The sequence below is a fragment of the Halorussus salinus genome, from assembly GCF_004765815.2.
Classification (GTDB): domain Archaea; phylum Halobacteriota; class Halobacteria; order Halobacteriales; family Haladaptataceae; genus Halorussus; species Halorussus salinus.
Map to the genome: position 1 here is coordinate 17726 of NZ_SBIS02000008.1, position 22369 is coordinate 40094.

At 67.1% G+C, this 22369-nt stretch carries 28 protein-coding genes; 9 read left to right on the forward strand and 19 right to left on the reverse strand.

Translation table 11 applies throughout. The features are described from left to right. Positions 1-47: 47 nt before the first annotated feature. Positions 48-371 carry a quaternary ammonium compound efflux SMR transporter SugE gene (gene sugE, locus EPL00_RS17115; RefSeq protein WP_135854329.1) on the reverse strand — a complete coding sequence of 108 codons (324 nt, stop codon included), beginning with the start codon at positions 369-371 and terminating at the stop codon, positions 48-50. A 105-nt stretch (positions 372-476) separates the two neighbouring features. Here sugE and EPL00_RS17120 point away from each other — a divergent pair, with 105 nt between their 5' ends. Together EPL00_RS17120 and EPL00_RS17125 are read left to right on the forward strand one after the other, a co-directional pair. Continuing rightward, a complete protein-coding gene (locus EPL00_RS17120; RefSeq protein ID WP_135854328.1) occupies positions 477-821 on the forward strand; it encodes a hypothetical protein in 345 nt (114 codons plus the stop codon). 72 nt (positions 822-893) lie between these two features. Next, entirely contained in the window at positions 894-2168 is a 1275-nt protein-coding gene (locus EPL00_RS17125; RefSeq protein WP_135854327.1) for a M24 family metallopeptidase, read from the forward strand. Between the two features lie 42 nt (positions 2169-2210). Here EPL00_RS17125 and EPL00_RS24115 read toward each other — a convergent pair whose 3' ends face one another. The 3 genes from EPL00_RS24115 to EPL00_RS17135 form a co-directional block, all read right to left on the reverse strand. Further along, entirely contained in the window at positions 2211-2339 is a 129-nt protein-coding gene (locus EPL00_RS24115; RefSeq protein ID WP_274381009.1) for a hypothetical protein, read from the reverse strand. A gap of 22 nt (positions 2340-2361) precedes the next feature. After that, the gene (locus EPL00_RS17130; RefSeq protein WP_135854326.1) at positions 2362-2583 is read right to left on the reverse strand and encodes a hypothetical protein; all 222 of its coding nucleotides are present in this window, start codon (positions 2581-2583) and stop codon (positions 2362-2364) included. Between the two features lie 411 nt (positions 2584-2994). Further along, positions 2995-3393, reverse strand: a complete 399-nt coding sequence (locus tag EPL00_RS17135) for a DUF5518 domain-containing protein (RefSeq protein WP_135854325.1) — start codon at positions 3391-3393, stop codon at positions 2995-2997. 230 nt (positions 3394-3623) lie between these two features. Between EPL00_RS17135 and EPL00_RS17140 the strand changes: the two genes are divergently transcribed. Beyond that, a complete protein-coding gene (locus tag EPL00_RS17140; protein ID WP_135854324.1) occupies positions 3624-4046 on the forward strand; it encodes a hypothetical protein in 423 nt (140 codons plus the stop codon). Positions 4047-4064: 18 nt separating this feature from the next. On the opposite strand, the gene EPL00_RS17145 is transcribed toward EPL00_RS17140, so the two are convergent. The 3 genes from EPL00_RS17145 to EPL00_RS17155 all read right to left on the reverse strand — a co-directional run bounded on the left by EPL00_RS17145 (position 4065) and on the right by EPL00_RS17155 (position 5585). Further along, positions 4065-4442, reverse strand: a complete 378-nt coding sequence (locus EPL00_RS17145; RefSeq protein ID WP_135854323.1) for a cupin domain-containing protein — start codon at positions 4440-4442, stop codon at positions 4065-4067. Between the two features lie 65 nt (positions 4443-4507). After that, positions 4508-4945, reverse strand: coding sequence for a dCTP deaminase/dUTPase family protein (locus EPL00_RS17150; RefSeq protein ID WP_135854322.1), 438 nt, complete (start codon positions 4943-4945; stop codon positions 4508-4510). Positions 4946-4985: 40 nt separating this feature from the next. Continuing rightward, entirely contained in the window at positions 4986-5585 is a 600-nt protein-coding gene (locus EPL00_RS17155) for an HD domain-containing protein (protein ID WP_135854321.1), read from the reverse strand. Between the two features lie 453 nt (positions 5586-6038). Here EPL00_RS17155 and EPL00_RS17160 point away from each other — a divergent pair, with 453 nt between their 5' ends. Continuing rightward, a complete protein-coding gene (locus EPL00_RS17160) occupies positions 6039-6377 on the forward strand; it encodes a DsrE family protein (RefSeq protein ID WP_135854320.1) in 339 nt (112 codons plus the stop codon). A gap of 85 nt (positions 6378-6462) precedes the next feature. Here EPL00_RS17160 and EPL00_RS17165 read toward each other — a convergent pair whose 3' ends face one another. Continuing rightward, on the reverse strand, positions 6463-6939 hold the full coding sequence (locus EPL00_RS17165) for a cupin domain-containing protein (protein WP_135854319.1): 477 nt from the start codon (positions 6937-6939) through the stop codon (positions 6463-6465). A gap of 323 nt (positions 6940-7262) precedes the next feature. On the opposite strand from EPL00_RS17165, the gene EPL00_RS17170 reads away from it, so the two are divergent. Then, complete coding sequence (locus EPL00_RS17170; protein WP_135854318.1) at positions 7263-7934, forward strand: CPBP family intramembrane glutamic endopeptidase; 672 nt, start codon at positions 7263-7265, stop codon at positions 7932-7934. A gap of 56 nt (positions 7935-7990) precedes the next feature. Here EPL00_RS17170 and EPL00_RS17175 read toward each other — a convergent pair whose 3' ends face one another. The 3 genes from EPL00_RS17175 to EPL00_RS17185 all read right to left on the reverse strand — a co-directional run bounded on the left by EPL00_RS17175 (position 7991) and on the right by EPL00_RS17185 (position 11508). Then, a complete protein-coding gene (locus EPL00_RS17175; RefSeq protein ID WP_135854317.1) occupies positions 7991-8959 on the reverse strand; it encodes an NAD-dependent epimerase/dehydratase family protein in 969 nt (322 codons plus the stop codon). A gap of 45 nt (positions 8960-9004) precedes the next feature. Further along, the gene (locus EPL00_RS17180; RefSeq protein WP_135854316.1) at positions 9005-9202 is read right to left on the reverse strand and encodes a hypothetical protein; all 198 of its coding nucleotides are present in this window, start codon (positions 9200-9202) and stop codon (positions 9005-9007) included. A 599-nt stretch (positions 9203-9801) separates the two neighbouring features. Further along, positions 9802-11508 (reverse strand): thiamine pyrophosphate-binding protein, encoded by a 1707-nt coding sequence (locus tag EPL00_RS17185; RefSeq protein ID WP_135854315.1) that lies wholly within the window; start codon positions 11506-11508, stop codon positions 9802-9804. 391 nt (positions 11509-11899) lie between these two features. On the opposite strand from EPL00_RS17185, the gene EPL00_RS17190 reads away from it, so the two are divergent. Continuing rightward, positions 11900-12295 (forward strand): CopG family ribbon-helix-helix protein, encoded by a 396-nt coding sequence (locus EPL00_RS17190; protein WP_135854314.1) that lies wholly within the window; start codon positions 11900-11902, stop codon positions 12293-12295. Between the two features lie 37 nt (positions 12296-12332). Here EPL00_RS17190 and EPL00_RS17195 read toward each other — a convergent pair whose 3' ends face one another. The 4 genes from EPL00_RS17195 to EPL00_RS17210 are packed head-to-tail and all read right to left on the reverse strand — an operon-like array spanning position 12333 to position 17480. Next, positions 12333-13940, reverse strand: a complete 1608-nt coding sequence (locus EPL00_RS17195) for a DUF7519 family protein (RefSeq protein WP_135854313.1) — start codon at positions 13938-13940, stop codon at positions 12333-12335. Then, the gene (locus EPL00_RS17200) at positions 13937-15562 is read right to left on the reverse strand and encodes a DUF58 domain-containing protein (protein WP_238398234.1); all 1626 of its coding nucleotides are present in this window, start codon (positions 15560-15562) and stop codon (positions 13937-13939) included. Before EPL00_RS17200 ends, EPL00_RS17195 begins: the two co-directional genes overlap by 4 nt. After that, a complete protein-coding gene (locus tag EPL00_RS17205; protein ID WP_135854312.1) occupies positions 15559-16419 on the reverse strand; it encodes a DUF7269 family protein in 861 nt (286 codons plus the stop codon). The genes EPL00_RS17200 and EPL00_RS17205 overlap by 4 nt, the downstream gene beginning before the upstream one ends. Then, on the reverse strand, positions 16416-17480 hold the full coding sequence (locus EPL00_RS17210; RefSeq protein ID WP_135854311.1) for a DUF4129 domain-containing protein: 1065 nt from the start codon (positions 17478-17480) through the stop codon (positions 16416-16418). The genes EPL00_RS17205 and EPL00_RS17210 overlap by 4 nt, the downstream gene beginning before the upstream one ends. Before the next feature lie 69 nt (positions 17481-17549). Here EPL00_RS17210 and EPL00_RS17215 point away from each other — a divergent pair, with 69 nt between their 5' ends. Both EPL00_RS17215 and EPL00_RS17220 read left to right on the forward strand, forming a co-directional pair. Continuing rightward, the gene (locus tag EPL00_RS17215; protein ID WP_135854310.1) at positions 17550-18794 is read left to right on the forward strand and encodes a M48 family metallopeptidase; all 1245 of its coding nucleotides are present in this window, start codon (positions 17550-17552) and stop codon (positions 18792-18794) included. 80 nt (positions 18795-18874) lie between these two features. Beyond that, complete coding sequence (locus tag EPL00_RS17220) at positions 18875-19111, forward strand: hypothetical protein (RefSeq protein ID WP_135854309.1); 237 nt, start codon at positions 18875-18877, stop codon at positions 19109-19111. Between the two features lie 158 nt (positions 19112-19269). Here EPL00_RS17220 and EPL00_RS17225 read toward each other — a convergent pair whose 3' ends face one another. The 4 genes from EPL00_RS17225 to EPL00_RS17240 all read right to left on the reverse strand — a co-directional run bounded on the left by EPL00_RS17225 (position 19270) and on the right by EPL00_RS17240 (position 21776). Next, a complete protein-coding gene (locus EPL00_RS17225) occupies positions 19270-19455 on the reverse strand; it encodes a hypothetical protein (RefSeq protein ID WP_135854308.1) in 186 nt (61 codons plus the stop codon). A 62-nt stretch (positions 19456-19517) separates the two neighbouring features. Further along, positions 19518-19883 (reverse strand): DUF7344 domain-containing protein, encoded by a 366-nt coding sequence (locus EPL00_RS17230; protein WP_135854307.1) that lies wholly within the window; start codon positions 19881-19883, stop codon positions 19518-19520. Between the two features lie 103 nt (positions 19884-19986). Then, a complete protein-coding gene (gene sufB / locus EPL00_RS17235; RefSeq protein WP_135854306.1) occupies positions 19987-21411 on the reverse strand; it encodes a Fe-S cluster assembly protein SufB in 1425 nt (474 codons plus the stop codon). Positions 21412-21512: 101 nt separating this feature from the next. Then, entirely contained in the window at positions 21513-21776 is a 264-nt protein-coding gene (locus EPL00_RS17240; RefSeq protein ID WP_238398235.1) for a Sec-independent protein translocase subunit TatA/TatB, read from the reverse strand. 90 nt (positions 21777-21866) lie between these two features. Between EPL00_RS17240 and EPL00_RS17245 the strand changes: the two genes are divergently transcribed. Then, positions 21867-22343 (forward strand): hypothetical protein, encoded by a 477-nt coding sequence (locus tag EPL00_RS17245; RefSeq protein WP_238398236.1) that lies wholly within the window; start codon positions 21867-21869, stop codon positions 22341-22343. The last annotated feature ends 26 nt before the right edge of the window (positions 22344-22369 follow it).

Sequence of the window (22369 nt, forward strand, 5' to 3'; positions counted from 1 at the left end):
GCGGACCGAAGCGAGGAGTGCCCGGAGACGAGAGGAGTGCCCGAAAACTAGTGCCCACCCGACGAGACGTGCAGTCCGACGATGCCGACGACGATGACGCCGATGAACGCGATTCGCGCGAGGTCGGCGGGTTCGTCGAACAGGAAGATACCCAGCGTCGCCGTACCGACCGCGCCGATGCCGGTCCAGACCGCGTAGGCGGTCCCGACGGGGAGGTTCTCGACCGCTCTCGCCAGCAACACCATGCTGACGACGAGGGCGAGGACGGTCGCGGCGGTCGGCATCGGTTTCGAGAGACCGTCGGAGTACTCCAACCCGACCGCCCACGCGATTTCGAACAGGCCCGCGACGACGAGGAGGTACCACGACATGCACGACGATAGCCGACCTCCGGGGCTACGTCTTTCGTTCGACGGCGGACGGATTCGCCCGCTTCGACCCAAAGCTTATTCTGCGTCACTTCGCAGGTTGCCACGATGCCCTCCAACTACGACAGTCGCTCGCGCGGTAGACCGCTCGGTATCACGATACTCTGCCTCCTCGGGTTCCTCGGCGTCTTCTTCTCGTTCTTCGGGATGCTCGGCGTCGTCGGTCGCGGCGGTCCCTACACCGTCGTCGGACTCGTGGGACTCGCGCTCGTCGTCGGGAAAGGCGTCGTCCTCGTCGGCCTCTGGTCGCTCCAAGAGTGGGGCTACAAGTGGGGCATTCGGCTCTACGCCCTCGCGGCGGTCCTCGACCTCGTGACCCTCAGCATCCTCTCGCTGATAATCGACGTACTCATCGTCGCGTACATCGCCAGCAAGGCCGACCACTTCCGGTAACGCTCCCGCGGTCTCCTCGGTCCGCATCGTCGTTCACCTACTTTCATTACAGCCCTCGGCGTAATCGCGTGCATGGGATTCTATCAGCGCGATTTCATGGAAGGCACGCGGGGCACGATGGGCGTCGATTGGGAGGAGCGCATCGACTTCCAGCGCATGCGCCGCGAGCGCAAGGAGCGCGCGCTCGAACGCTTGCAGGAGACCGAGATGGGGAGCATGCTCCTCATCAACGACCCGAACGTCCGGTACGTCACCGGACTCGCCATGACCGGCGGGAGCGGGGCCGACCACTACACGCTCCTCACCGAAGACGGCGACGTGGTTCACTGGGACACGGCCGACCACGCGAGCAATCAGCGGTTCAACTGCCCGTGGATTAGCGACATCCGGTACGCGGTCCCCGGCCTCGGCAACGTCCCGCGGGCTTCTGGCCGCGACTCGGCGCGCAACTGGCTGAAGGGTAAGATGGCCGACCTCGTGACCGAGGCGATGGAGGAGTACGGCGTCCACAAGGAACCGATGGGCATCGACGTGGGCAATCGGGCACTCGTCTCGGAGTTCGAGGAGCGCGGCGTGGACGTGCGACCCGGCGAGTGTGCGCAGGTCATGGAGGACGCCCGGAAGGTCAAGACCCGCGACGAAATCGAGTGCCTGCGACAGGTCGCGGCCATCTGCGAGGCCGGATTCCAGCGCATCAAAGAGACCGCCAAGCCCGGCATGCGCGAGTCCGAAATCTGGGGCGAGGCAACGAAGGAACTCTGGCGACTCGGCGCGATGGTCCAAGGCGGCTACGTCACCTCGGGGCCGAACACGTGGCCCAAGCATCAGGCCAACACGACCGACCGCGTCGTCCGGCCGGGCGACTTGGTGTACGCCGACTTCTACAACATCGGGTTCATGGGCTATCGCTCCTGTTACTACCGCACCTTCAGCGTGGGCGAACCCACGCAGGCCCAAAAGGACGCCTACGAGAAGGCCCGCGACGACCTCTACGACGTGCTGGAGCGCATCGAACCGGGAGCCACGACCGACGAAATCTGTCAGGGGTTCCCGGACGAGGAGGGCGAACACATGGACTGGTACGACGCCGACGAGTTCTGGCAGATGACGACGAACCACTGGGCGCACGGTCTCGGCCTCCAACTCTACGAGGTGCCGCTCATCTGGCGCGGCCTCTCGCCCGACCACCCCATCGAAATCGAGGAGGGGATGACGATGGCCGTCGAGACGATGCAACCCGCGGAGAATCAGGGCGTCCGCGTCGAGGAGATGGTGGTCGTCCGCGAGAACGGCGTCGAGATTCTGAGCCAGTGGCCCGTCGAGGAGATAACGACCATCGACCACTGAGCGGTCGCGCCTCCGCTCTCGGTCGTCGGTGAGTCCGGTAGACTACCATCCGCGGCGTTCGAGCCACTCGGCGAGGCGCATCTTGAGGCGAGCAATCGTTTTCGGCCCTGTGTAGACGTACGTCGGTTCGACCGACTTCCGCGTCTCGTCGCGTTCGGACGTTTTCTCCATCGTTACGATACGTTAGACTATCTCAACTGATAAACGTTCGTACGGACGAAGCGACACTGGCTGTCTCGACCGGGTGACGAACGAACCCGAGGACGACCACCGTAACCGAAAGCGCCAGCAGCCCCCGACCTACGGCGAGGCCGAATCCGTTCAGATAGAGTACCTTCCGGTTCGTTCCCATTCCCTCTTCGTACTCGGCGACGAGTTCGAGATGGGCCATCTCCGAATCCTCGGCGTAGTCCACCGGAAGTTCCTTCAGCGACGACCCGACGAACAGATGAGTCGTTCCGTAGACGAAGAGACACGAAACGAGCGAACCGAGCAACGACCACGTTCCGACGACGCCATACACGCCGAGATTCGGAAATGGTGGCAGTCGGCTCCCGCCCGCGAGGAGACCCAACAGTACGAATGCGATTCGCGCAGACCGCACCGCTGCGTTGTCGAGCTTATTCACCTGTCGAAGTTGTTGGTTCGTCGTCGTCCGGGCTTCTGCTAAGAGGACTTGGAGCGCGGTCGCGTCACTCGACGCGTCCTTCGGTCGGTTTCTCTCGTTGGTCGGTGTCGATGAGGGCTTCGTCTGCTCGTCCATGTCGTATCGGTCCGGGGATATTTCCCTGCGGTATCGGTGATAAACCCTCGTGGCGGTCGTCGCCTACGCCACCGGCTCTTCGGTCCCGCTCGTCTGGCGACTCTTGAGGGCGCTCCCGATGGCACCGCCGACGGCACCGGGAATCGCGTAGATGGCCACGACGAGGAGGTAGACGAGCGCGGCCCCGAGGCCGAAGATGCCCGCGAATATCGTGCCGAATATCAGGAAGACGACGCCGAGGACGAGCGCCCCGAGCGTCGTCGCCACGGCTCCGTTGAGCGCGCCGTTTCCGTAGTCGCCGCCAGCGACGTAGCCCGCCGCGAGACCCGCGAGGAGTCCGGCCAGTCCCTGCCCGACGACCGGAAGCGACTCCGACGTGAACGGAATCGCGACGCCGCCGAGTAGTCCGATGACGAAGCTCGTGACGATGCCGACCGCGACCGCGCGCCAGTCGATGTTCATGTCTCTGCGGTGGACGAGCAACTACGTAGTTATTTTTCCATTCCGACACGCTTATCGGATATTTCACCGCGAACGTTACGGAAATACCACCCGTACCTTTCAACTCTCTCTTCGGACACGTCCGGACCGGGCGGCAAAGAACCGACGGGCGGGACGGACCGATTCGACCGCTCGCCGCGAGGCGACGCACAACGAAGCATTAATAGTCGAAAAATTGGAAGCGGTCACCGATGGCATCGAACCGCGGTCGTCGGACGGCGGCCGTCCTCCTGTCGCTCCTCTACCCCGGTCTCGGCCACCTCTACGTTCGGTCGTGGCATCGGGCGCTGGGTTGGTATCTCGGCGGACTCGCCGGACTCGGTCTCCTCGTCGCGGCCACGCCGGGCGTCACCGCGGCGCTGATGGCCTCTCAGAGCATCGACGCAGCCGTGCGCGCGACCCGACACCTGCCGGTCGATGCTCTCGTCGGCGTCCTCGTCGGTTTGCGCCTCCTCGGGACGGCGGACGTGTGGTGGCTCCTCCGGCGGCGAGCGCGCGGGGCGGCCCCGATTCGCTGTGTCTCCTGTGCGCGAACGCGAGACTCCGCTCTCGACTTCTGTCCGTGGTGTCTGGACGCGACGGACCGAGACGCCACGACCTCGCGTTCGTCGTAGCCCGCCCCTCGACTCCCGCTACGCCGACTCGTCCTCGGTAATCCCGTCGTCTTTCACGCTCGGCGCGCCGACGACCAGCATCCGACCGTCTTCCAGCGCCTCGAACTGCCGCCACGTCGCGGCCGGAATCACGACCACCTCGTCCGCGCCGAGTTCGAAGGTCTCGCGCTCCTCGTCCTCGCTCTCGACGGTCACGACGAACTCTCCCGAGAGGACGTAGTAGAGTTCCTCTTGGGCCTCGTGGCGGTGCCAGTTGTTCGTCTCGCCCTCCTCGAACTCCCACACGCTCGGGCGCATCTCGTCGGGACGGAGTTGGTATCCGACCGCCTTCAGGTCGGGTTCGATGTCCTCCACGTCGCGGGTTTCGAGGTCGGCGAGGCTCGTCTTCTCGTACATACGTCGGGGTTCGACGCGCGGCGGCAAAAGGGAGGTGGCGGCGACTCGGCCGTCGAGACGAGGAGCTACTCCGACTCCGCCTCGGGCGGCAGGACGGTCGAAATCCGGGCGTTCTCCTTCAGTCGAAGCCCGCCGGGTGCGACCGACAGCGGCACGCGGCCCAGTTCCGTCAGTTCCAGCGTGGGATGGAACGCCCCCAACTCGCGCACCGCGTCGCGGGTCTGGACCCTGAGCGGCCGGTCGGTCGAGAACGATTCGTTGTACTCCACGAGATACTGGCCGCCGTCCAAGTGCCACCACTGGTAATCGTCCTCGTCGTCGCGCCAGACCTTCTCGTGGGCCGCGCAGTTCGCGTGCCGGAGTTCGTCGCCGCCGAAGTCCACGCTTCCGGGCGTCTCGACGGTCAGGACTTCGCCGATGGTCAGGTCGAGGCCGCGGTCGGTGACTTGGGTCTCCTCGTGGAGGAGTCCCGAGACCAGCGTCGTGAGTTCGCTCGGTCGCATACTCGCGGTGACGGTGCCCAGCCCCAAAAGCGTGCGCCGGTCAGTCGCTGGTCTGGGAGTACTCCTCGACCCACTCCTGTAGCGTGATTCCCATCGCGGACTGCGTGATGGCGTTGGAACTCGCGGAGTTGGCGCTCTTGACCAGTTCGGCTTCGAGGGTGCGCTTGGGGACCTCGCCGAGGAAGTGAGGAATCGCGCGCTGGACCGCCAGCGGACAGCCGACCTCGTGGGCCAGCGCGTACCCGGACAGCGAGTGAGGAATCTCGTCGCTGGCGTACCGCGGGTCGGGGTCCAGCAGTTTCTCGTCGTCCACGTACTCGACGTACTCGTAGCACTTGCCCACGTCGTGGAGGAGACACGCGGCCCGAATCACGTCGAGTTGGGGGTCCGCGCCGTGGAAGTCGCGCTGTTGCTCGGCGGAATCGACGGCGATGCGCGTGACTCCGCGGACGTGTTCGACGTTCGTGACCTCGTGGATGTTCCACGCGTAGGGGATGTCGGAGATATCCCGCCACCCGCCGCGTTCGAGGCCGAGAACCCACGCTTCGACCACCTGCTCGCGTAGCTCTGCGGAGTCGATGTCCTGTATCTCGGGGAACGCCTCGCGGACCTGTTCGCCGTAGTCGGGACGGTCTGTCATACGTCTGTAATCCCTCGGCCGAACCGTAAGGCTTCGCGTCTCGGAAGCGGAGGCTCCTCGGTGGCCCGACGACTGACTCCGCTACGCGGTGACGCGATAGTTGACCTCGCCACCGCGGCGCGTGCGGGCGCGGCGGCTCGTTCGCCGCGTCCACCCGCGCGAGGGACGCGGCCGCGGATGCGGCCGCGAGGCTGGGGAGGCGTGAGGCTCGCGGCACGGACGCGGTGTGCTGTGCAGTGCGGTGCGGTCTGATTGGCATTGGCGATAGACTGCGCTACGTCTGCTGTGCTGTCACGGTTCGGTGCGGTCCCAGTTCGGTGGTGTGCTGTCGCGATACGATGCTGTGCCGCCGCGGTAGTTGCGCAGTGTCGGCAGTCGCTAACTTCGCTCGACTCACCGTCTCTCCGTCGCGGCCAGCAACCACTTCCCCGTCAGTCCCTACCTCCACACGCTATGCAAACTGCATTCCACCTCACGAGCGGCGACGAGGAGCATCAAGACACCGTCCTCACCATCGCGGAAAATCTCTCGAACGACGAAACCATCGAGATGGACGACATCGCGGTCGTCGCGCAGGCGGAGGGCATCGACCCGCTCACGGTCGGCGGTGCCCACAGCGGCACGGTCGAGTCACTCCTCGCCGACGGCATCGCGTTCAAGGCGTGTAGCAACACCCTCGACATGCTGGACCTCGCCGAGGGCGACCTCGTGGAGGGCGTCGAGACCGTCTCCTCGGGCGCGAGCGAGTTGACTCGGTTGCAGGACGACGGCTACGCCTACCTGCGTCCCTAACTGTCTCTTTCTTTTGGCACTCTATAGCTATTCTTCGAGTGACTATACATTTCTCTTGCGCGTCGGTAATCACTTCTCGGGTGGGCTACCCCTGCGTCGTCCCGCACTCGGTGCAGGTCAACTCGAAGCCGCCCTCAACGAACGCCATGTCGTGGGTCCGCTCGTCTTCGCACTCCGGGCAGTAGGCCCGCGACTGGAGTTCGTCCCAGTCGTGCATCGCGCCGGGCGCGCCGAGCGCCCAGCCTTCGACGGTCTCGTCGTCGTCGTTGTACCCTTTCTGGAACTCGCCGGGCGGGAACCGAATCAACTCGCCCGACTCGACGACCACCTCGTCGCGGTCCAGTCCGACCTCGAACGTCGCGGTCCCCGACTCGACGTAGAAGACCTCCTCTTGGTCGTTGTGGCGGTGGAGGCCGCCGGAGAACGACTCGCCGCTCTCCAACTCGAAGTAGTTCATCGCGAAGTGGTCGGTGCCGAGGACGCGCGAGACCGGCTTGCGAACGCTGTGGACTTTCATCGGATTTCGTTCGTTGTCCACCGCGTCGATGGCGACTTTCTCCATGTTCGCAACTGGGCCGACGCTCGGAAAAGGGTGTTCGAACCGGGCGTCAGTTTCCGAAGATTCCGGCCAGTAGGACGAGGAGAACGAGGGCGACGAACAGCACGACGCCAGCGAGGAAGACCAGTCTGACGATTCGGGGGAACACGTCGAGGTCGGCGACCATGGGGTGGCTGTTCTGGTCCAGACGTAGACATGAAGCCTCCGGAACGAAAACGGTCGGATGCTCACATCGCGCGGTCGGGAACGCTTAAAGCCACGCCACGCTCGCAGAGCCAGCGACCGACGACTTCGTTTTAGGTGGGTTCCCCGACACCTCGAACTCGATGCCATCCACACGAACGTCGCTCTCGAAGGCCGCGGAGATACCGCCGCCGACCGCGCTCGGACTCGTCGTCTCGCTCCTCGCGCTGCCGGGATTCGCGTGGGCGACGACCGCGTTCGACCTCGCTCTCTCGCCGGTCGTCTTCGTCGCCGTCCAGTGGGCCGTCGCGCTCGTCGTCGTCGCGCTCGCGGTCGGCGTCGAGAACCGGTCGCTCGCCTCGGTCGGGTTCCGGCGGCCGGAACGAACGGACGCGCTCGCGTTCGCCGGTACGGTGGTCGCCGCGATGGTCGTGTTCGCGGCGACCGACCCGCTCGTCGGGGCGCTCGGTCTCCCGATTCGGGACGACGCGGGGACGCTCTCGGCGGGGATCGGTCTCTCGGTCGCACTCGCTCGCGCTGTCACGACCGGCGTCGTCGAAGAAATCCTCTTCCGGGGCTACCCCGTCGAGCGACTGCTCGATTTCACCGACAGTCCGCTCCTCGCGGGCGGTACGACGTGGGGCGTCTTCACCACCGCCCACGCCGTCGTCTGGCCGCTCGGAAACCTCGTCCAGATTTCGGCCGTCGCGGCGGTGTTCACCGCGGTCTACCTCCGCCGTCGGACGCTGGTGCCCGTGGTCGGCGCGCACGTCGCGGTCTGGACGCTCTCGGTCCTCGGGCAGTTCTACGGGTGAGTGGCACGAACGGGTGCAAGCAGGCGCGAACGAGCGACCGCGATTCGGGTCCCGCGCTACTCCAGCGGCTCCAGTCCCTCCTCGGCGCGGAGGGCGTCGATGTACTCCCGGAAGCCCGTTTCGAGGTCGTACTCCGGGTCGTAGCCCAAATCTTCCTGCGCGTCGGTCATGTCGAGTTTCTGGGTCCACGGGAGTTCGCCCTCGTCGCTGACCTCGATTTCGGCGTCTGGCATAATCGAGCGCACCGCCTCGGCGGCCTCCCGAATCGTGGCGACCTCGCCACGGACGTTGTAGATGCGCTGGCTCAGGTCCTCCTCGGGTGCGAACGCCGCCTTCCGGAAGGCTTGGGCGATGTCCTTGACGTACTGCCAGTCGATAACTTGGTCGCCGTACTCGACGGAGAACGGTTCGCCGACCGCTGGCTTCTCCACGATGTCCGCGAGGAACGCCGACCCGCCGGTCTCGCGGTAGGGGCCGTAGGCGACTGTCGGGCGCAGACCGACGTGAGAGATGTCGTGGTCCTCGAAGTAGACTTTCGCCTGATGCTCGTTGTACTCCTTGGTCGCGCCGTAGAGCGTGTCGGGGTAGACGAGGTCCTCCTCGTCCACCCACTCGTCGTCGTAGTTCGCGGGCGGGGCGTAGACCGCCGCCGAGGAGGCCCACGCCACGCGCTCGACTTGCTCGTCTAACGTCCGGGCGGCCTCGAAGACGTTGTTCGTGCCCATGACGTTGACCTCCGCGGCCCCGCGGGGGTTGTCCCGCGCGAGGTTCGTCAGGAGCGCGGCGAGGTGGACGATGCGGGTCGCGCCCGACTCCTTCACGGCCCGAATCACGCTCGTCGGGTCGGTGATGTCGCCGCGCGTGACTTCCACGTCGTCGGCGACGCCCAGTTTCTCCAGAATCCGGGTGTCGGTCGAGAGGTCGTAGGCCACTACGTCGTGGCCCGCTTCCGCGAGGTCCTGTGCGACGTACGAGCCGATGAAGCCGGTGCCGCCCGTGACGAGTACCGTCTCTGAGTCTGCCATCGCTCGCAAATCTGTCGGGGACCGTAAAAAAAGTGCAGTACGTTCTCACGACTTCCTCGGCGTCCCCGGCCCTCGGAGCGTTATCCCGGACCCGTCGCCCCATCCGATCTGCTTTCGTCGTTCCCTCACCGTCGTCTGTTCTCCGCCTTCCTGCCGTGTCTCCTCGCTTCCTTCTCCGTCGTCTACGCTCGACGCCACGAGCCATTCGCTGGCCGCCTGCGCGAGGGTCGATTCGCTCCTCAACTACCTTATCTATCTTACTAAATATAAATATTTAAATATAGATACCGATAAATGTGATATGGGTGTAGTTCACACTACTCCCGAGTGATTCACAATGTTCACGAATCCGCTTTCCATTTGCATCATCGACATGCTCGGAGCGTCGGGCGTCTGCGTGGTGGCGTAGGCGAACCGACGACGCATCACCTCGAACTCGCCGCGAGTTCCGAACCAACCGCCGTTTCCGTGGCGAATCCGACCTCTACCGTCGAGTAGTTCTGCAAATCCGATTTTCGTCTCCGGTCGTGCGAAAGATACGCTCTTATCGGCTACTCGTCATTTGCACCAACATCTTCTCGGCATAAATTCTATCATAGAATATAAATATTTATATGTTATCGTGTAGCGTGTTATCGTGTGTGTCGTTCACGCGGCACATCAAGTGATTCATCATGTTCGAAATCCCATTCACGACCTGTATCGTCACCGGCATCTCGCAACCCGGTCTGCCCGTCTGCGTGTAGTCCGAACCGCACCGTCCGGGACTCGCCGCGAGTTCCGAACCGACCGTAGTCTCGTCTTTCGCTTTTCTTCGGCCGGAGAACCGTCCGACCGACGGGCTATTCGTGCAGTCCGCCGACTTCCGCGTAGAACGACGACTGCAACTGCTCGGCCATGTCCTCCTCGCGGTCGATGCGAGCGTCGATGACGGTCGGAACGTCGTTGTCTTTCCCATCGCGGAGCGCCGCGGCCAACTCGTCGGGCGTCGTCGCTCGAACGCCTTCCGCACCGAAGCCTTCGGCGACTTTCACGAAGTCGGTGTCGTGGAACTCCACGCCCGCGATGTCGCCCTCGGCGTCCTGCATCTGGCGGACCATCCCGAGGCTGGTGTCGTTCAGCACGACGAAGGTCGGCGCGACGCCCTGCTCGACCGCGATTTCGACGCTCGTCATCGTCATCGTGAACCCGCCGTCGCCCGCGACGCCGATTACGTCTCTGTCCGTCGTGATGGCCGCCGAGACCGCGGCCGGGGTCGCCCACCCCATCCCGCCGACGCCGCCCGACCCGAAGTAGGTCCGGATACCCGGCGTCTGGAGGTAGTTCAACAGCCAGAACCGGTTGTTCCCCGAGTCGGCGGTCACGACGGTCTCGTCGTCCACGACCGCCTCGATTTCCTTGACCGCGCGCTGGGGTTTGATAGGTGCGCCGTCCTCGTCGCACTCCGGGGCCGAGAATGACTCGCGGGCAGTCGCGGCGCGCTCGCGCGCCCAGTCGTTTCCGCCCGCATTCACCTCGCCAGCGTCCGCGAGCGCCCGCAGGCTCTCTTTGGCGTCCCCTATCAACCCAACGTCTGCGGGGTACACCCACCCCGCATTCCGGGTGTCGATATCTGCGTGGATTATCGTCTGCTCGTCGGGCCGGATGAAACTCGGAGCCTGCCAGTTGGTGTCCATCGGGTTCATCCGGCATCCCGCGACGAGGAGGGCGTCGGCTTCGCTCACTACCTGATTCGCGCCCTCGTGGCCGAACGAGCCGATGACCCCGCCCGCCAACTCGTGGGTCTCGGGAATCGTGGACTTGCCGAGATACGAGGTCACGACCACCGCGTCGTAGGTCTCGGCCACGCGCTCCAGTTCGTCGTAGGCCTGCGCGGCGTGGACGCCGTTCCCGGCGATGATTACCGGCCGGTCGGCCTCGGCGAACGCCTCGGCCGCGCGCTCCACGTCGCCGTCGGTCGGCGCGCTGTCCCAGTTGCGGACCTGCTCGTCGGCGTCCCAGACGGGCGGAATCGGGTCCTCGGGGACCTCCTCGGTGATGGCGTCGCCGTCGAGGATGACCGCCGTGGGGCCGGGTCGCCCGGCGGTCGCGTGCTTGAACGCCAACTGGACGCTCCGCAACGTCTCGGTCGGCGAGCGCGGGAACCAGTGTTCCTTCGTCACGCCGTCCAGAATCTTGGGGAGGTCGAGACCGCCGTAGTCGCCACGGGACTGCTGGTAGGGCGCGAGCGTGGAGTAGTCGCCGCGCTCGCTGGCCTCGGTCAGCACGACCATCGGCGACGACGAGAGGCGCGCCTCCATCTGGCCGATGGTGCCCAAACTGCCTATCCACGGTCCCTGTCCCGCGAGGACGCCCGGCGTCTGGGTCAGGCGGCCGTACATCTCGGCCATGACGCTCCCCTCGCGCTCGTCGCGCGGCCGAACGACCTCGATGTCCGACTCGGGGAGTTCGTCCAGTAGCTCGATGACCCGGCCGCCGGGGTAGCCGAAGACGTACTCGACGCCGAGGGATTCGAGTTGGCCGACTAGCTCCTCGTTGGTTTCGGTCATGCCAAGAGGTGACTCTTGCCGGTGCCTTTGGTCTGTCGCTTCTCGAAGGTGAGTTCGCTTGTGTTTCGTTCCCTCGCTCGATGGTCACTCCGTCCCGGCGCGCGCTGGCGTCTGCACGAACGGACGTGAGTGCAGGCTCGGAAGACGCGGGTTGTCTTCCGGTGGACGAGGACCGCAGCGAAGTGAGGACCGCAGGAGGCTGGGGAGGTGTGAGGTGCCGTGCTGTGCTGTCGCGGTGCGGTTGCTGTGCGGTAGACTCCGTGGAGTCGGCAGTAGGTAGCTCCTCCTTGCTTTCACCTTCCGTTCCTGACCAGCAACTGTCCTGCAAAACCGCTACGACCGAATCACGCGAACGAAATACCCAACCTTACCGAATCGAAACAATTGGAACATGCGAACCAGCCTCAACGTTCCCGACGACGTGCTGGCGGCCTTCGACGAGACGTGGCAGGCCGAAGGACTCGACTCTCGGTCGCGCGCGATTCGAGAAGCGATGCGCGAGTACGTCGAGGCTCACGCCGAACTCGAAGCCGCCGAGGGCGAGGTCATGGCGGTGCTGGCCTACGACTACGAACACGACGAGGTAGTCCACGACCTCCACGCCGTCCAACACGAGTTCGGCGATGCCATCACCGCGACGAACCACGTCCATCGGGGCGAGTGGTGCATGGAGACCGCCTTCTGCGAGGGTCCGGCCGAGGAGGTCCGTCAACTGGTCTACCGGCTCCGGGACTTCGATTCGGTGGCGCGCGTGAAGGTGATGGTCCTGAGCGCGGACCGGGAGTAACCCCCTCTCGCGCTCTCCCCCTCTTCTCCCCCTCTGGTTACCCCCGCTCGAACAGCACCGCGAAACACAGCACCGCGACCAGCAGGAGCGCCACCGCCAGTCGCGCGCGCCACGCTGGCGGCGAGAACGACAGCGACCCCATGACGAACGCGGTCAGGGTCGCCACCGCGACCCCGCCAGCCGCGACGAGCAGGCCGCCGACCGCGTGGGCCGCCTCGCCAGCGCGCGTCTCGGCGTCGCGGCCGATTTGCGCGCCGAGTTCGACCGCGTTGCTTCCCACGTCGTGGACCGCGAGCGCGGCCGCGACGCCGACGAAGGCCGCGAGCGCCGACCCGCCGCCCGACGCGACGACCAGCGAGGAGACCAGCAGTGACCCGCCAGCGACCGCGAACCCGCTCGCGGAGTCGGTCTGGACCCACGGGCCGACGGCCACCGCCAGCACGCGCTGGGCGAACGCGACGGCGAACAGCGTGGCCGCGACCCCGCCAGCGAGCGCCGCCGTCGGGCCGACCGACGCCACGGTGTCGCCCCAATCGACTCCGGCGACCTCCGCGAGCGCGCTTGCGGGCGCGAGCGCCAGCAGGGACGCCAGCGCGAGCGCGACGAATCCGCCGGCGGCGTGGGCTATCGACCGGGGCGGGTCGCTCCCGGCCCAGCCGACGAACAGGAACTGGAGGCCGCGAGCGAGCAGAATCGCGACGAGACCGCCCAGAAGCGCGGTCAGCGGGAAGTGGACGACGCCCGAGACCAACAGCAGTTCGAGGCCGTCGCCCAGCACCGACAGCGCGTCGAGGAACCCGCGGAACCACGCCGGTCCCCACGTCGAGAGCGCGAGGAGAACCTGTAGACCGAGTACCCCCCAGTAGGCCCGCGGGACCTCCCAGAGCCGCAGGTCGAACCGGTCGAGGACGGCGGCCCGGAGGTCCCGGTCTTCGGGGAGCCAGTCGTCCAGCACCGGCACCGCCCAGTGAATCAGTTCGGAAATCGCCAGCAGTTCCAACTGGACGACGACCAGAAGCGAGAGCGCGCTCGATGCGGCGACCCCGACGACCATTCCGCCGACCGCGCCGAACGTCTTCCCGAACACGTCGGCGTGGAGACAGACCGCGAGGACGGCCCCGACCGACAGGACCGTCGCCGACCGCCAGACCGCCTTGACCGTCGGCCGCTCGACCTCCTCGTCGAACGAGACGACGGCGTTGGCCGCGGCCGCCCCGACGCCAGCGCCGACCAACAGGGGGACCGCGCCGCCGCCGAGGCTCGCGACGACTGCGAAGACGGACACGCCCGCGACGACTGCGACGCTCCCGACCGCTCGGCGAGCGTTGGTCTTCGACTGGATTGCGCGTGCCCCGAGCGCGGCCACCACGCCGCCCGCCGTCGTCGCGGTGACGTGCCAGAGCTGCCCGCCCGCGGCCCCCAGCGCGAGACCCGCGAGCGCGGCGACCAGCACCGCGACGGTCCCGCTGAACGGCGTCGCCCGGCGCTCGGATGCGGGTCCGGTCCCGGTTCCGGACTCCTCGTCCGATTCCGCTTCGGAGTCGATTTCGTTCGCGTCGTCACCGGTTCGACTCCCACCGCCGACTTCACTCGTATCGTCGCCGATTCCGTTCGCGTCGTCCGAATTCCCGGTGTCGAAACTCATCCTGACCACCTCGCTGTCGCCTTCGAGACCGCACTGCGAATCGGTTCGTCGGGCGACCAGTCCACGACCCGGACCGGGCCGCGCAACTCGGCGAGTCGCCGGTCGCGCTCGATGCGCTCGACCGTCCCGCCGGGGGTCCCCGAGTCCGCCACGTCCGGACTCACGACCGTCACGGCGTGGCCGTACGCCGCGAACCGCTTCGCGACCTCGGCGGCGTAGTTGTCGGCCATCGGCGAGACGAACAGCACCTGCGCGCCGTCGGGCAGTCGCTTCCGGAGCGTCTCGAATCTGGACTCGTTGGCCCGCTCGCGGCGGTTCGTGTCGAACAGGCCGATGCCGTGGTCGCTCAGGTCCGACGCCCCGTCGAGGTCCGCGCGGACGCGGGCCAACTGCTCGTCGCCGCCGCCCGGCGCGAGATACGTTTCGTCCGGTCCGAACAGCGCCAGTCCCACCCGGTCGTTGCGCCGGACGAACGACTCGGCGAGTCGCTCGGCGGCGTACCGACCCAACTCCACCGCGTCGGGTTCGCCCGACCGACGCGAGATGTGGGCGGGCGCTCGGGTGTCCACGACGAGGAGAACCGTCGCGGCCCGCGTCTCCCGGAACTCGACGGTGGTCAACTCGCGGCTCTTCGCGTAGCGTTTCCAGTCGATGCGGCTCATCGGGTCGGCGGGCTGGTACTCGCGGGTCGCGTAGAACTCCACGCCCTCGCCGCCCGAGTCGGTCGTAATCTGGCCGGGGTGGGCGGCGGTGTCGGCCGGGAGCGGCACGTCCTCGGCTTGGGTCTGACACGTTATCGTCGCCGTCTCCGAGTCGGGCGCGTCGGCCAGTCTGGCCTCTTGGGCCCACTTGCGCTGTGCGCTCGCGCTGACGTTCCGGGCGACCAGCCGCGTCTCGCCGAACTCGTGGCTCCCCCGGTTGGCCCGGACTTCGTAGGAGAAGGCGGTCTCCTCGCCGGGTTGGAGGCCGGTGCAGAACCGCGGCGACCCGGAGACGACTTCCAACTGGTCGGGCACGCCGTCCACGACCCGGAGGTCCGGAATCGGCTCGTCGCCCTCGTTTTCGAGCGTCAGCGTGACTTCCACCTCGTCGCTCGGGAGGGGCGACCGGTCGGCAATCGTGCGCTCGACCGCCACCGAGACCGCGGGCGCGCTGGTGCCGTATCGGTAGGCCGCGTAGGCGAACCCGACCGCGCCCGCGAGGAACATCGTCGTGTTCTTCGTCAGGATGCCGCCAGCGCCCGCCAACAGCGCGACGGTCGTGCCGGGGTCCCAGTCAGGGCCGACTCTGGTCGCGGGCGGTTGGTCGCTCTCGGACGACTCGTCGGCGTCCGCGGCGGACTCGCCGGTATCGACCGCCGAGTCGTCACTGCCTTCGCCGTCGCCGCTATCGTCACCACCTCCGCCGTCGGAACTCCCGTCGCCGCCGTCTCCGGCCGACTCCTCGGAGGACCCGTCGGTCCCGTCGGCGTCCTTGAAGTACTGGGGATACATGCCGTGTTCGGGACTCGCGGCCCAGAACGACGCGAAGTAGATGCCGAACAGGAGGACGAGCGTGGCGACTGGCAGGACGACGCTGGGCGGTCCGACGAACCCGAGGAGCGCGACCCCGACGAGGCTCATCGCGCCACCTCCTCGGGGCCGGTCTCGGCGTCTCGCTCGCCGTCAGTTCCGGGTTCGCCCGACTCGCGCAGTTCGGCGTCGAGCGCCTCCAACTCGTCCAGTTCGGTGTCGAAGTCGCCCGAGTCGGCGTCGAACGCGTCCGACTCGGTCTCGAACCAGTTCGCTCCGGCGTCTTCCCCGCCGGACGCTGGCTCCCGAGCGACCTGCAACCGCTCGTCGCGGTCGATGGCCGCTATCTCCTCGACGGCGTGAGTCGCCCACCGCTCGAACCGCTCGCCGCTGGCCCAATCGCGGATGCGGACCCGGAGCGGCGCGAGGCGACGCCCGCCGAGGAAGGCGGCCGCGCGGGGGTCGTCGGTCCACGTCCCCGCCGCGATTCGCTCGGCGGCCTCCTCGTCGCCGATGCGCTCGACCTCGGCGAGGACTCTCACCGCGGTCCGGCGGATGCGACCCTCGGCTTTCCGGCGGCGAGAGGCGAACTCCCGCGTCTCGTCGGGGTCCGCGTCGAACACCGAGTCTATCTCGTGGCCGGTCGTCCGGTACTCGTCGTAGTGGGCGCGCTCGGGTTCCTTCGGGAACGTCAGGTGAGTCGTTCTCTCCTCGCCTTCGCCGTCGGCCGAGGAGGTCGCGCTCTTGCGGAACGCCTGCACGCCCAGCAGGCCGACCGCTCCGGCCACGACCAGAATCGAGGTCGGCGAGGCGACCAGCGCCGAGAGGGGCCGGAAAATCGCGGCGGGAAACAGCCACGGCACGAACGCGACGCCGACCGCGAGGAGTAGCGACGCGCCGCCGATGTACGCGAGACTCCGGGGCCGTTGGAGCTTCGCGCTCGCTCGCCCGAGGAGGCGGGGTATCATTTCTCGCCCCTCCAGTAGTCGCGGAGTCGGTCGAGCGCCGAGCGCGCGTCGTCGGTTCGGGCGTCGCGGGGCAGGTCGCCGTACCGGACTTCCCGGAACGCCTCGGTGAGTCGCCGCACCGCGTCTGCGGGGTAGCCCCGCCGGGCCGCGGCGCGCGCGACCTCTCCGGGGGTCCGAGCGCGCCGGTTCCGGACCGGCACGCGCTCGCGCATCGCTTCCCACGCCTCCTCGACGGTGGGCGGGGCCGGGTCGGCCTGCTCGTCCGCAGCGGCGGGCGTTCGACCGCCCGCGGCGTCGCTCGCGTCGCTCCCGCCGCGGCCGAGGCTCGGCATCGAGACGTTGCCGACGCTGGAGAAGATGCCGACTCCTCCGGCCAGTCCGGCGAACGCGCGCGGAATCGCGGTGACGGTCAGTGCGAGGCCCTGCGCGCCGACGCGGAGGGCTTCGACGCCTCCCCGCCCGACGCCCCCGAGGAGGCTCCCGAGGCTCCGGCCGACCGCTCCGGCGAGGCCCGCGGCGTCGTCCAGCAGTCGGGGGACCGACGACGAGAGCGCGACCACGGTCGCCATCGTCCGGGTCGGCACGCGCCCGACGAGTTCGCCGACGGGCGTGCCGCCGACGGTGAGCGTGAACGGGATGGCTCCGGCCGCGCGACCGGTCACGGCGAGCGTGCCGGTCCAGAACCCGACGATGGCGACGGCACCGAGGAGTCCGAAGATGCCGGTGGCGAGTCCGGCGAGGAGGTCGCCCCCGCCGCCGCCGTCGTAGTCGGGGGACGCGGCGGTCGTCGTGGTCGCGGTGGTGGTCGTCGTTTCGGTTTCTTCCGTCGTCTCGGACCCGTCGTCTTGGGTCGTCGTGGCGGTCGGCGCGGTCGCTTCGGGGGACTGTTCGACGGTATCGGTGCCACCTCCGCCGGAGGGGACGCTCGGGTCGCCGCCGTCACCCACGCCGACGCCAGCGGGTTGGGTTCCGAATCCGCTGGCGGGCAGTAGGGTGGCGGCGAGCGCGACCGCGAGGACACAGAGGGCGGCGAGGGCGGCGCGGCGGCGTTCGCGGGACACGACTGACAGGATTACTTTCAGTCAAATATATCTTCCCTCTCCAACATAGATGTACCCACGTCGCCCTCCATGTCACGAGACACCGCCTCGAACTCGCGGGACGGCTCCTCGGACTCCCGAGACGCCGGTTCGACCCCGCGGGACTCGACCTCGAACTCCGGCCCGCCGGACGACCCGCTCCGCGCGGGCGATTCGGCGAACCGCTCGGGCCACACGCTCGGCCTATCCTCTCGCATCGCCCTGACGCTCGCGCTCGTCCTCGCGGCGGACGCCGCCTTCGTCGCGGTCCTCGCCTACCTCTTCCGGCCGTGGCTGGCCGCGCTCGCAGGCGATTTCGCCTCGGCGGGCGGCGCCGGGGCCGGGTCGGGGGTCGGGTGGTTCGCGCTCGCGGCGCTCGTCGCGCCCGCCACGCTCGCGCTCGCGTGGGCACAACTCACGTACACGCGCCGGGAGGCGCTCGCGGCCGCCGACGCACGCCCGGTTTCGGAGTCCGAGCGCCCGGACCTCCACGCTCGGGTGCGCCGCCTCGCCCAGACCGCGGGCGTCTCTCCGCCGCGGGTCGCCCTCGCGGAGACCGACGTGGCCAACAGTTTCACGGTGGGGGACCTGCGGGGCGGGACCGTCGTCGTCTCGACGGGCCTGCTCGACCGTCTCTCCGACGAGGAGGTAGACGCGGTGCTGGCCCACGAACTCGCGCACCTCCAGAACCGCGACGCCGCGGTGATGACGCTGGCGACGTTCCTGCCCGCGCTGGCCAACGACGACTACTCGCTGTTCTCCGAGGTGGCCGGTCCCCTGAAGTCGCTCGCGCTCGGGGTCGCGGCCCTGTTCGGCTACGCCGCCAGCACCGCGCTGGTCGGCGCGCCCGTCTTCAGTTTGGAGTCGCTCCTCGCGTTCGGCGGGTTCGTCGTCTTCACGGCGCTGTTCGGCGGGGTCGCGCTCGGCCTGCTGGCGCTCCCAGTCGCGGTCCTGAGCGGCCGCCTCTCGCGCTACCGGGAGTTCGCCGCCGACCGCGCCGGGGCGCTGACCGCGGGCGACCCCGCGGCGATGGCTAGCGCGCTGGCGACGCTGGACGCCGACGCGCCCGCGACCCCGACCGAGGACGTGCGCGCCCACAGCGTTCGGGAACTCTGCTTCCTACCTCACGGCATCGTCGCGCGCGGCGAGTCGGCGGACGGGACGACCGGTCGGTCCTCGTCGGCCGACGACCCGCTCGCGGGTCTCCCCGTCGAGGTGCCGACCCATCCGCCGACCGCCGAGCGAATCGCGCGACTGCGGGACCTCGCGGCCGAGGAGCGCGGCGGCTATCGGTAGGATGGACCGTCTCGCGCCGTTGCTCTCCGTCCCGTCGGGGATACGCTTTTCCGGAACGGGACCGTTCGTCGGCGGCGAGGATGGCCCCGCTCGACTGGCTCACGCCCGACCGACTGGCGTCGTTTCTCGACCGCTTCGTCGCGCTCGTCTTCGTCGCCCTCGGAATCGCGGCGCTCGCGCTCGGCCTGACTGTCGGCGGCGGCTTCGCGGTCTTCGGCGTTGACGGGTTCGTCCTGCTCGGCGTCTGCTGGGTTCTGTTCGGCGCGTTCACGTGGGGCTCGCACCGTCTCACGTCGAAGCCCTCGGAGCGCGTTTGACTGGCTATCATGCGGAACCGGTCCGGTCGCGAGCCGCTACACATCACTACAGGTTGCCCTCAGAAATCAAAAATACGGCTACCAGACGGGAATTTATTTTCTAAGCCTATCTCCACGTTACCGAACGCCCCGATCGAATGCGTTTCACCGCTTCGGACTCACTCCTCGGTCTCGTCGTCGCCGTCGATGGTTATCTCGGTGGGTTCGCTGGCTACGTCGGTCCACTCGTCGGTCTCGTCGCCGCTCTGTGACCCGAGGAGATACCCGACCGCGAAGGTGAGCGCGAGGAGGACCAGCGTTCCGAGTCGGGACCGACCGCCGTCAGTCTGTGTTTCTGTCGCCATACTCTACCTCACGGGCGAGGCGACTTTGTGGTTGCGGCGTGGTCCGGGTCCGCCGACGCGCCCTACCCTTCGTGACGCCGAATCTTGTCGAGGAAGCCCGTCAGCGGCGGTTCGATGGAGATATCGGTCACTTTCCCCTCGTCGGTGTCGTAGACGATGATGCCCGACTCCTCCAGTTTCGGCAGGTGGGTGTGGTGGAGCGCCGTCGCGATTTGGGTCCGCTTTATCATCGACACCTTGTCGGGCGGTTGTTGGAACTCCCGCCCGGCCACTTGGTCGGTCAGTCCCTCCAGCGTCACCGGCGCGGGGAGTCCGTCGAGACAGGCGAGGCAGTGGCGACGATAGCGGTCGCTGAGAAGCGTGAGTACCTCGTCGAGTTCCAGAGGCCCGCCGCTTCGGTCCTCGCCAGCGGCGGGGTCGCCGGTCATACCCGACAATTTTCTTTCTCCCTTAAACGGCTATCGCATTCGGACGGCGGCGACTGAAACCCGAAAAACAGCGGCACGACGGACCGGCGACCGCGTTCGGAGTTTATCCTAAACTGCCTTCCATCTCCAACTCGATAAGTCGGTTCAGCTCCACCGCGTACTCGATGGGCAACTCCTCGGTGAGCGGTTCGATGAAGCCCGAGACGATCATCTGCTTGGCGTCGTCGTCGTCCAAGCCCCGACTCTGGAGGTAGAACACGTCTTCGTCGCCGATTTTGCCGACGGTCGCCTCGTGGGCCACGTCCACCTTCGACTCGTCGATCTCCATGTACGGCATCGTGTCGGAGGTCGATTCGTTGTCGAACATCAGCGCGTCGCACTCGACGGCGGTCGAGGAGTGTTCCGCGCCCTCCGAAATCTGGACCAGTCCGCGGTAGTTGGTCCGGCCGCCGTCCTTCGAGATGGACTTCGATTCGATGGTGGACTTGGTGTGGGGCGCGTTGTGGTAGACCTTCGCGCCGGTGTCGATGTCTTGGCCCTCACCCGCGAACGCGATGGAGATGTGGTTCGCGGAGGCTCCTCGGCCCTTCAGAATCGAGCAGGGGTAGAGCATCGTCGCCTTCGACCCCATCGACCCCGACACCCACTCCATCCGGCCGCCCTTCTCCACGAGCGCACGCTTGGTGTTGAGGTTGAACGTGTTCTTCGACCAGTTTTGCACTGTCGAGTACTGGACGTGGGCGTCCTCGCCGACGAACACCTCGACGCCGCCCGAGTGGAGGTTGTGGGTGCCGTACTTCGGTGCCGAACAGCCCTCGATGTAGTGGACTTCCGAACCCTCCTCGGCGATGATGAGGGTGTGTTCGAACTGGCCCATCCCCTCGGAGTTCATCCGGAAGTACGCCTGTACCGGCATCTCGACGGTCACGTCCTCGGGGACGTAGACGAACGACCCGCCGGACCAGACCGCGCCGTGGAGCGCGGCGAACTTGTTGTCGCTCGGCGGGACGCAACTGGTCATGAAGTACTCCTTCACGATGTCCTCGTGTTCCTTCACCGCCTCGTCCATGTTACAGAACACGACGCCCTTCTCCTCCCACTGCTCCTGCATGTTCTGGTAGACGACTTCGGACTCGTACTGGGCACCGACGCCGGAGAGGGCTTTGCGCTCCGCCTCCGGAATCCCCAACTTTTCGAAGGTGTCTTGGATGTCCTCGGGCAGGTCGTCCCAACTGTCCGCGCCCTCGCGCTTGTCCACGTCGGGGCGGATGTACGGCACGATTTCCTCCACGTCGAGTTTCGTGAGGTCCGGCTGGCCGGGCCAGTCGGTCGGCATCGGCATGTTCTGCCAGTGTTCCAGCGCCCGGAGCCGCCGGTCTAACATCCAGTCGGGTTCGTCCTTGTCCTCGCTGATGAGGCGGACGACCTCCTCGGTCAGCCCCTTGTCGGACCTGAGCGCCGCGCTCTCGTCTTTCTTGAACTCGAAGCGCTCCTCGGTGTTGGTTTCTTGAAGCTCTTCACTACTCATGTACTACAGTTCGGGACCGAAGCCTCTTAACCTCGGCGTCGATTCGGACCGCGAAGAAACTGAAAGTGGTTACGAGAGCGTCGAAAAATCGGCCGTCGTCGTTACACTTCGGAGGTGTCGGTGTCGGTATCGCGGGCGCGGTCCGTCTCGCTGACGGTGTCCGTGTCGGTCGTCGGGTCAACTTCGCTCTGTGCTTCCTGAAGCTCTTCCTCGATCTCTTGGCGTCCCTTCTTGAACTCGCCCATCGCCTCGCCGGTCGAACGAGCCAGCTTGGGAATCTTGTTCGCGCCGAACAGCAGGACGGCGATGAGGAGGATGACCATCATCTCCATCCCGCCGGGCACGGGTCCGAACAGTGGAATCATTGTGTGTCTGTATCCTCACGGATTGGCCCCTCACTTGTAGGCTTTTCCCCCGAGGTTTTGTCTCCCGACCCCGAACGCGCACGTAGACTCGTGACTGACCCCGACGACTCGGCTAATTTCGACACATCGGACGATTCACTAAAACCCGCGGAACTGGCCCGTGAGTGCCTCGTTTCGGACTATCGTGAGGAGGTCCGGACCGTCCTCGACTGCGCGGACGCGGTGGCGGAGTCGTGGGGTAGCGAGGCGACGACCGACCCCGCCGCCGTCGCGGACCCGCTCAGGGCCGCCCTCGACGCCGCGGGCGTGTGGTCGCGCCTCCCCGACCTCCTCGTGAGTGCCGTGGACGCGACCGGTCGCTCGCTGTCGGCGACGCCGGTCGCGGCCCCGCCCTACGTGACGGCGACGAGTCGCGGGCCGATGCTCCGGGCGACGCTCCCGGACGGCCGACTCGTCGTCTCGCTCCGGGTCTTCGAAATCGACCGCACGAGCGCCAGCGACGGCTCCGTCCGATACGTCCGCGGGGCGACGACGCCCGAGGAGGCCGTCCGCGTCGAGTTCGTCTGAGCGTCGCCGTGGACGTGCGAACTGCC

What these genes read in the sequence shown, in the direction of transcription:
- sugE (WP_135854329.1), bottom strand. Translation starts at nt 371, where the DNA reads ATGTCGTGGTACCTCCTCGTCGTCGCGGGCCTGTTCGAAATCGCGTGG.
- EPL00_RS24115 (WP_274381009.1), bottom strand. Translation starts at nt 2,339, where the DNA reads ATGGAGAAAACGTCCGAACGCGACGAGACGCGGAAGTCGGTCGAACCG.
- EPL00_RS17220 (WP_135854309.1), top strand. Translation starts at nt 18,875, where the DNA reads ATGGCCCCGCTCGACTGGCTCACGCCCGACCGACTGGCGTCGTTTCTC.
- EPL00_RS17120 (WP_135854328.1), top strand. Translation starts at nt 477, where the DNA reads ATGCCCTCCAACTACGACAGTCGCTCGCGCGGTAGACCGCTCGGTATC.
- EPL00_RS17195 (WP_135854313.1), bottom strand. Translation starts at nt 13,940, where the DNA reads ATGAGTTTCGACACCGGGAATTCGGACGACGCGAACGGAATCGGCGAC.
- EPL00_RS17225 (WP_135854308.1), bottom strand. Translation starts at nt 19,455, where the DNA reads ATGGCGACAGAAACACAGACTGACGGCGGTCGGTCCCGACTCGGAACG.
- EPL00_RS17135 (WP_135854325.1), bottom strand. Translation starts at nt 3,393, where the DNA reads ATGAACATCGACTGGCGCGCGGTCGCGGTCGGCATCGTCACGAGCTTC.
- EPL00_RS17125 (WP_135854327.1), top strand. Translation starts at nt 894, where the DNA reads ATGGGATTCTATCAGCGCGATTTCATGGAAGGCACGCGGGGCACGATG.
- EPL00_RS17200 (WP_238398234.1), bottom strand. Translation starts at nt 15,562, where the DNA reads ATGAGCCTCGTCGGGGTCGCGCTCCTCGGGTTCGTCGGACCGCCCAGC.
- EPL00_RS17160 (WP_135854320.1), top strand. Translation starts at nt 6,039, where the DNA reads ATGCAAACTGCATTCCACCTCACGAGCGGCGACGAGGAGCATCAAGAC.
- sufB (WP_135854306.1), bottom strand. Translation starts at nt 21,411, where the DNA reads ATGAGTAGTGAAGAGCTTCAAGAAACCAACACCGAGGAGCGCTTCGAG.
- EPL00_RS17155 (WP_135854321.1), bottom strand. Translation starts at nt 5,585, where the DNA reads ATGACAGACCGTCCCGACTACGGCGAACAGGTCCGCGAGGCGTTCCCC.
- EPL00_RS17145 (WP_135854323.1), bottom strand. Translation starts at nt 4,442, where the DNA reads ATGTACGAGAAGACGAGCCTCGCCGACCTCGAAACCCGCGACGTGGAG.
- EPL00_RS17140 (WP_135854324.1), top strand. Translation starts at nt 3,624, where the DNA reads ATGGCATCGAACCGCGGTCGTCGGACGGCGGCCGTCCTCCTGTCGCTC.
- EPL00_RS17215 (WP_135854310.1), top strand. Translation starts at nt 17,550, where the DNA reads ATGTCACGAGACACCGCCTCGAACTCGCGGGACGGCTCCTCGGACTCC.
- EPL00_RS17205 (WP_135854312.1), bottom strand. Translation starts at nt 16,419, where the DNA reads ATGATACCCCGCCTCCTCGGGCGAGCGAGCGCGAAGCTCCAACGGCCC.
- EPL00_RS17170 (WP_135854318.1), top strand. Translation starts at nt 7,263, where the DNA reads ATGCCATCCACACGAACGTCGCTCTCGAAGGCCGCGGAGATACCGCCG.
- EPL00_RS17175 (WP_135854317.1), bottom strand. Translation starts at nt 8,959, where the DNA reads ATGGCAGACTCAGAGACGGTACTCGTCACGGGCGGCACCGGCTTCATC.
- EPL00_RS17190 (WP_135854314.1), top strand. Translation starts at nt 11,900, where the DNA reads ATGCGAACCAGCCTCAACGTTCCCGACGACGTGCTGGCGGCCTTCGAC.
- EPL00_RS17240 (WP_238398235.1), bottom strand. Translation starts at nt 21,776, where the DNA reads ATGATTCCACTGTTCGGACCCGTGCCCGGCGGGATGGAGATGATGGTC.
- EPL00_RS17150 (WP_135854322.1), bottom strand. Translation starts at nt 4,945, where the DNA reads ATGCGACCGAGCGAACTCACGACGCTGGTCTCGGGACTCCTCCACGAG.
- EPL00_RS17230 (WP_135854307.1), bottom strand. Translation starts at nt 19,883, where the DNA reads ATGACCGGCGACCCCGCCGCTGGCGAGGACCGAAGCGGCGGGCCTCTG.
- EPL00_RS17185 (WP_135854315.1), bottom strand. Translation starts at nt 11,508, where the DNA reads ATGACCGAAACCAACGAGGAGCTAGTCGGCCAACTCGAATCCCTCGGC.
- EPL00_RS17165 (WP_135854319.1), bottom strand. Translation starts at nt 6,939, where the DNA reads ATGGAGAAAGTCGCCATCGACGCGGTGGACAACGAACGAAATCCGATG.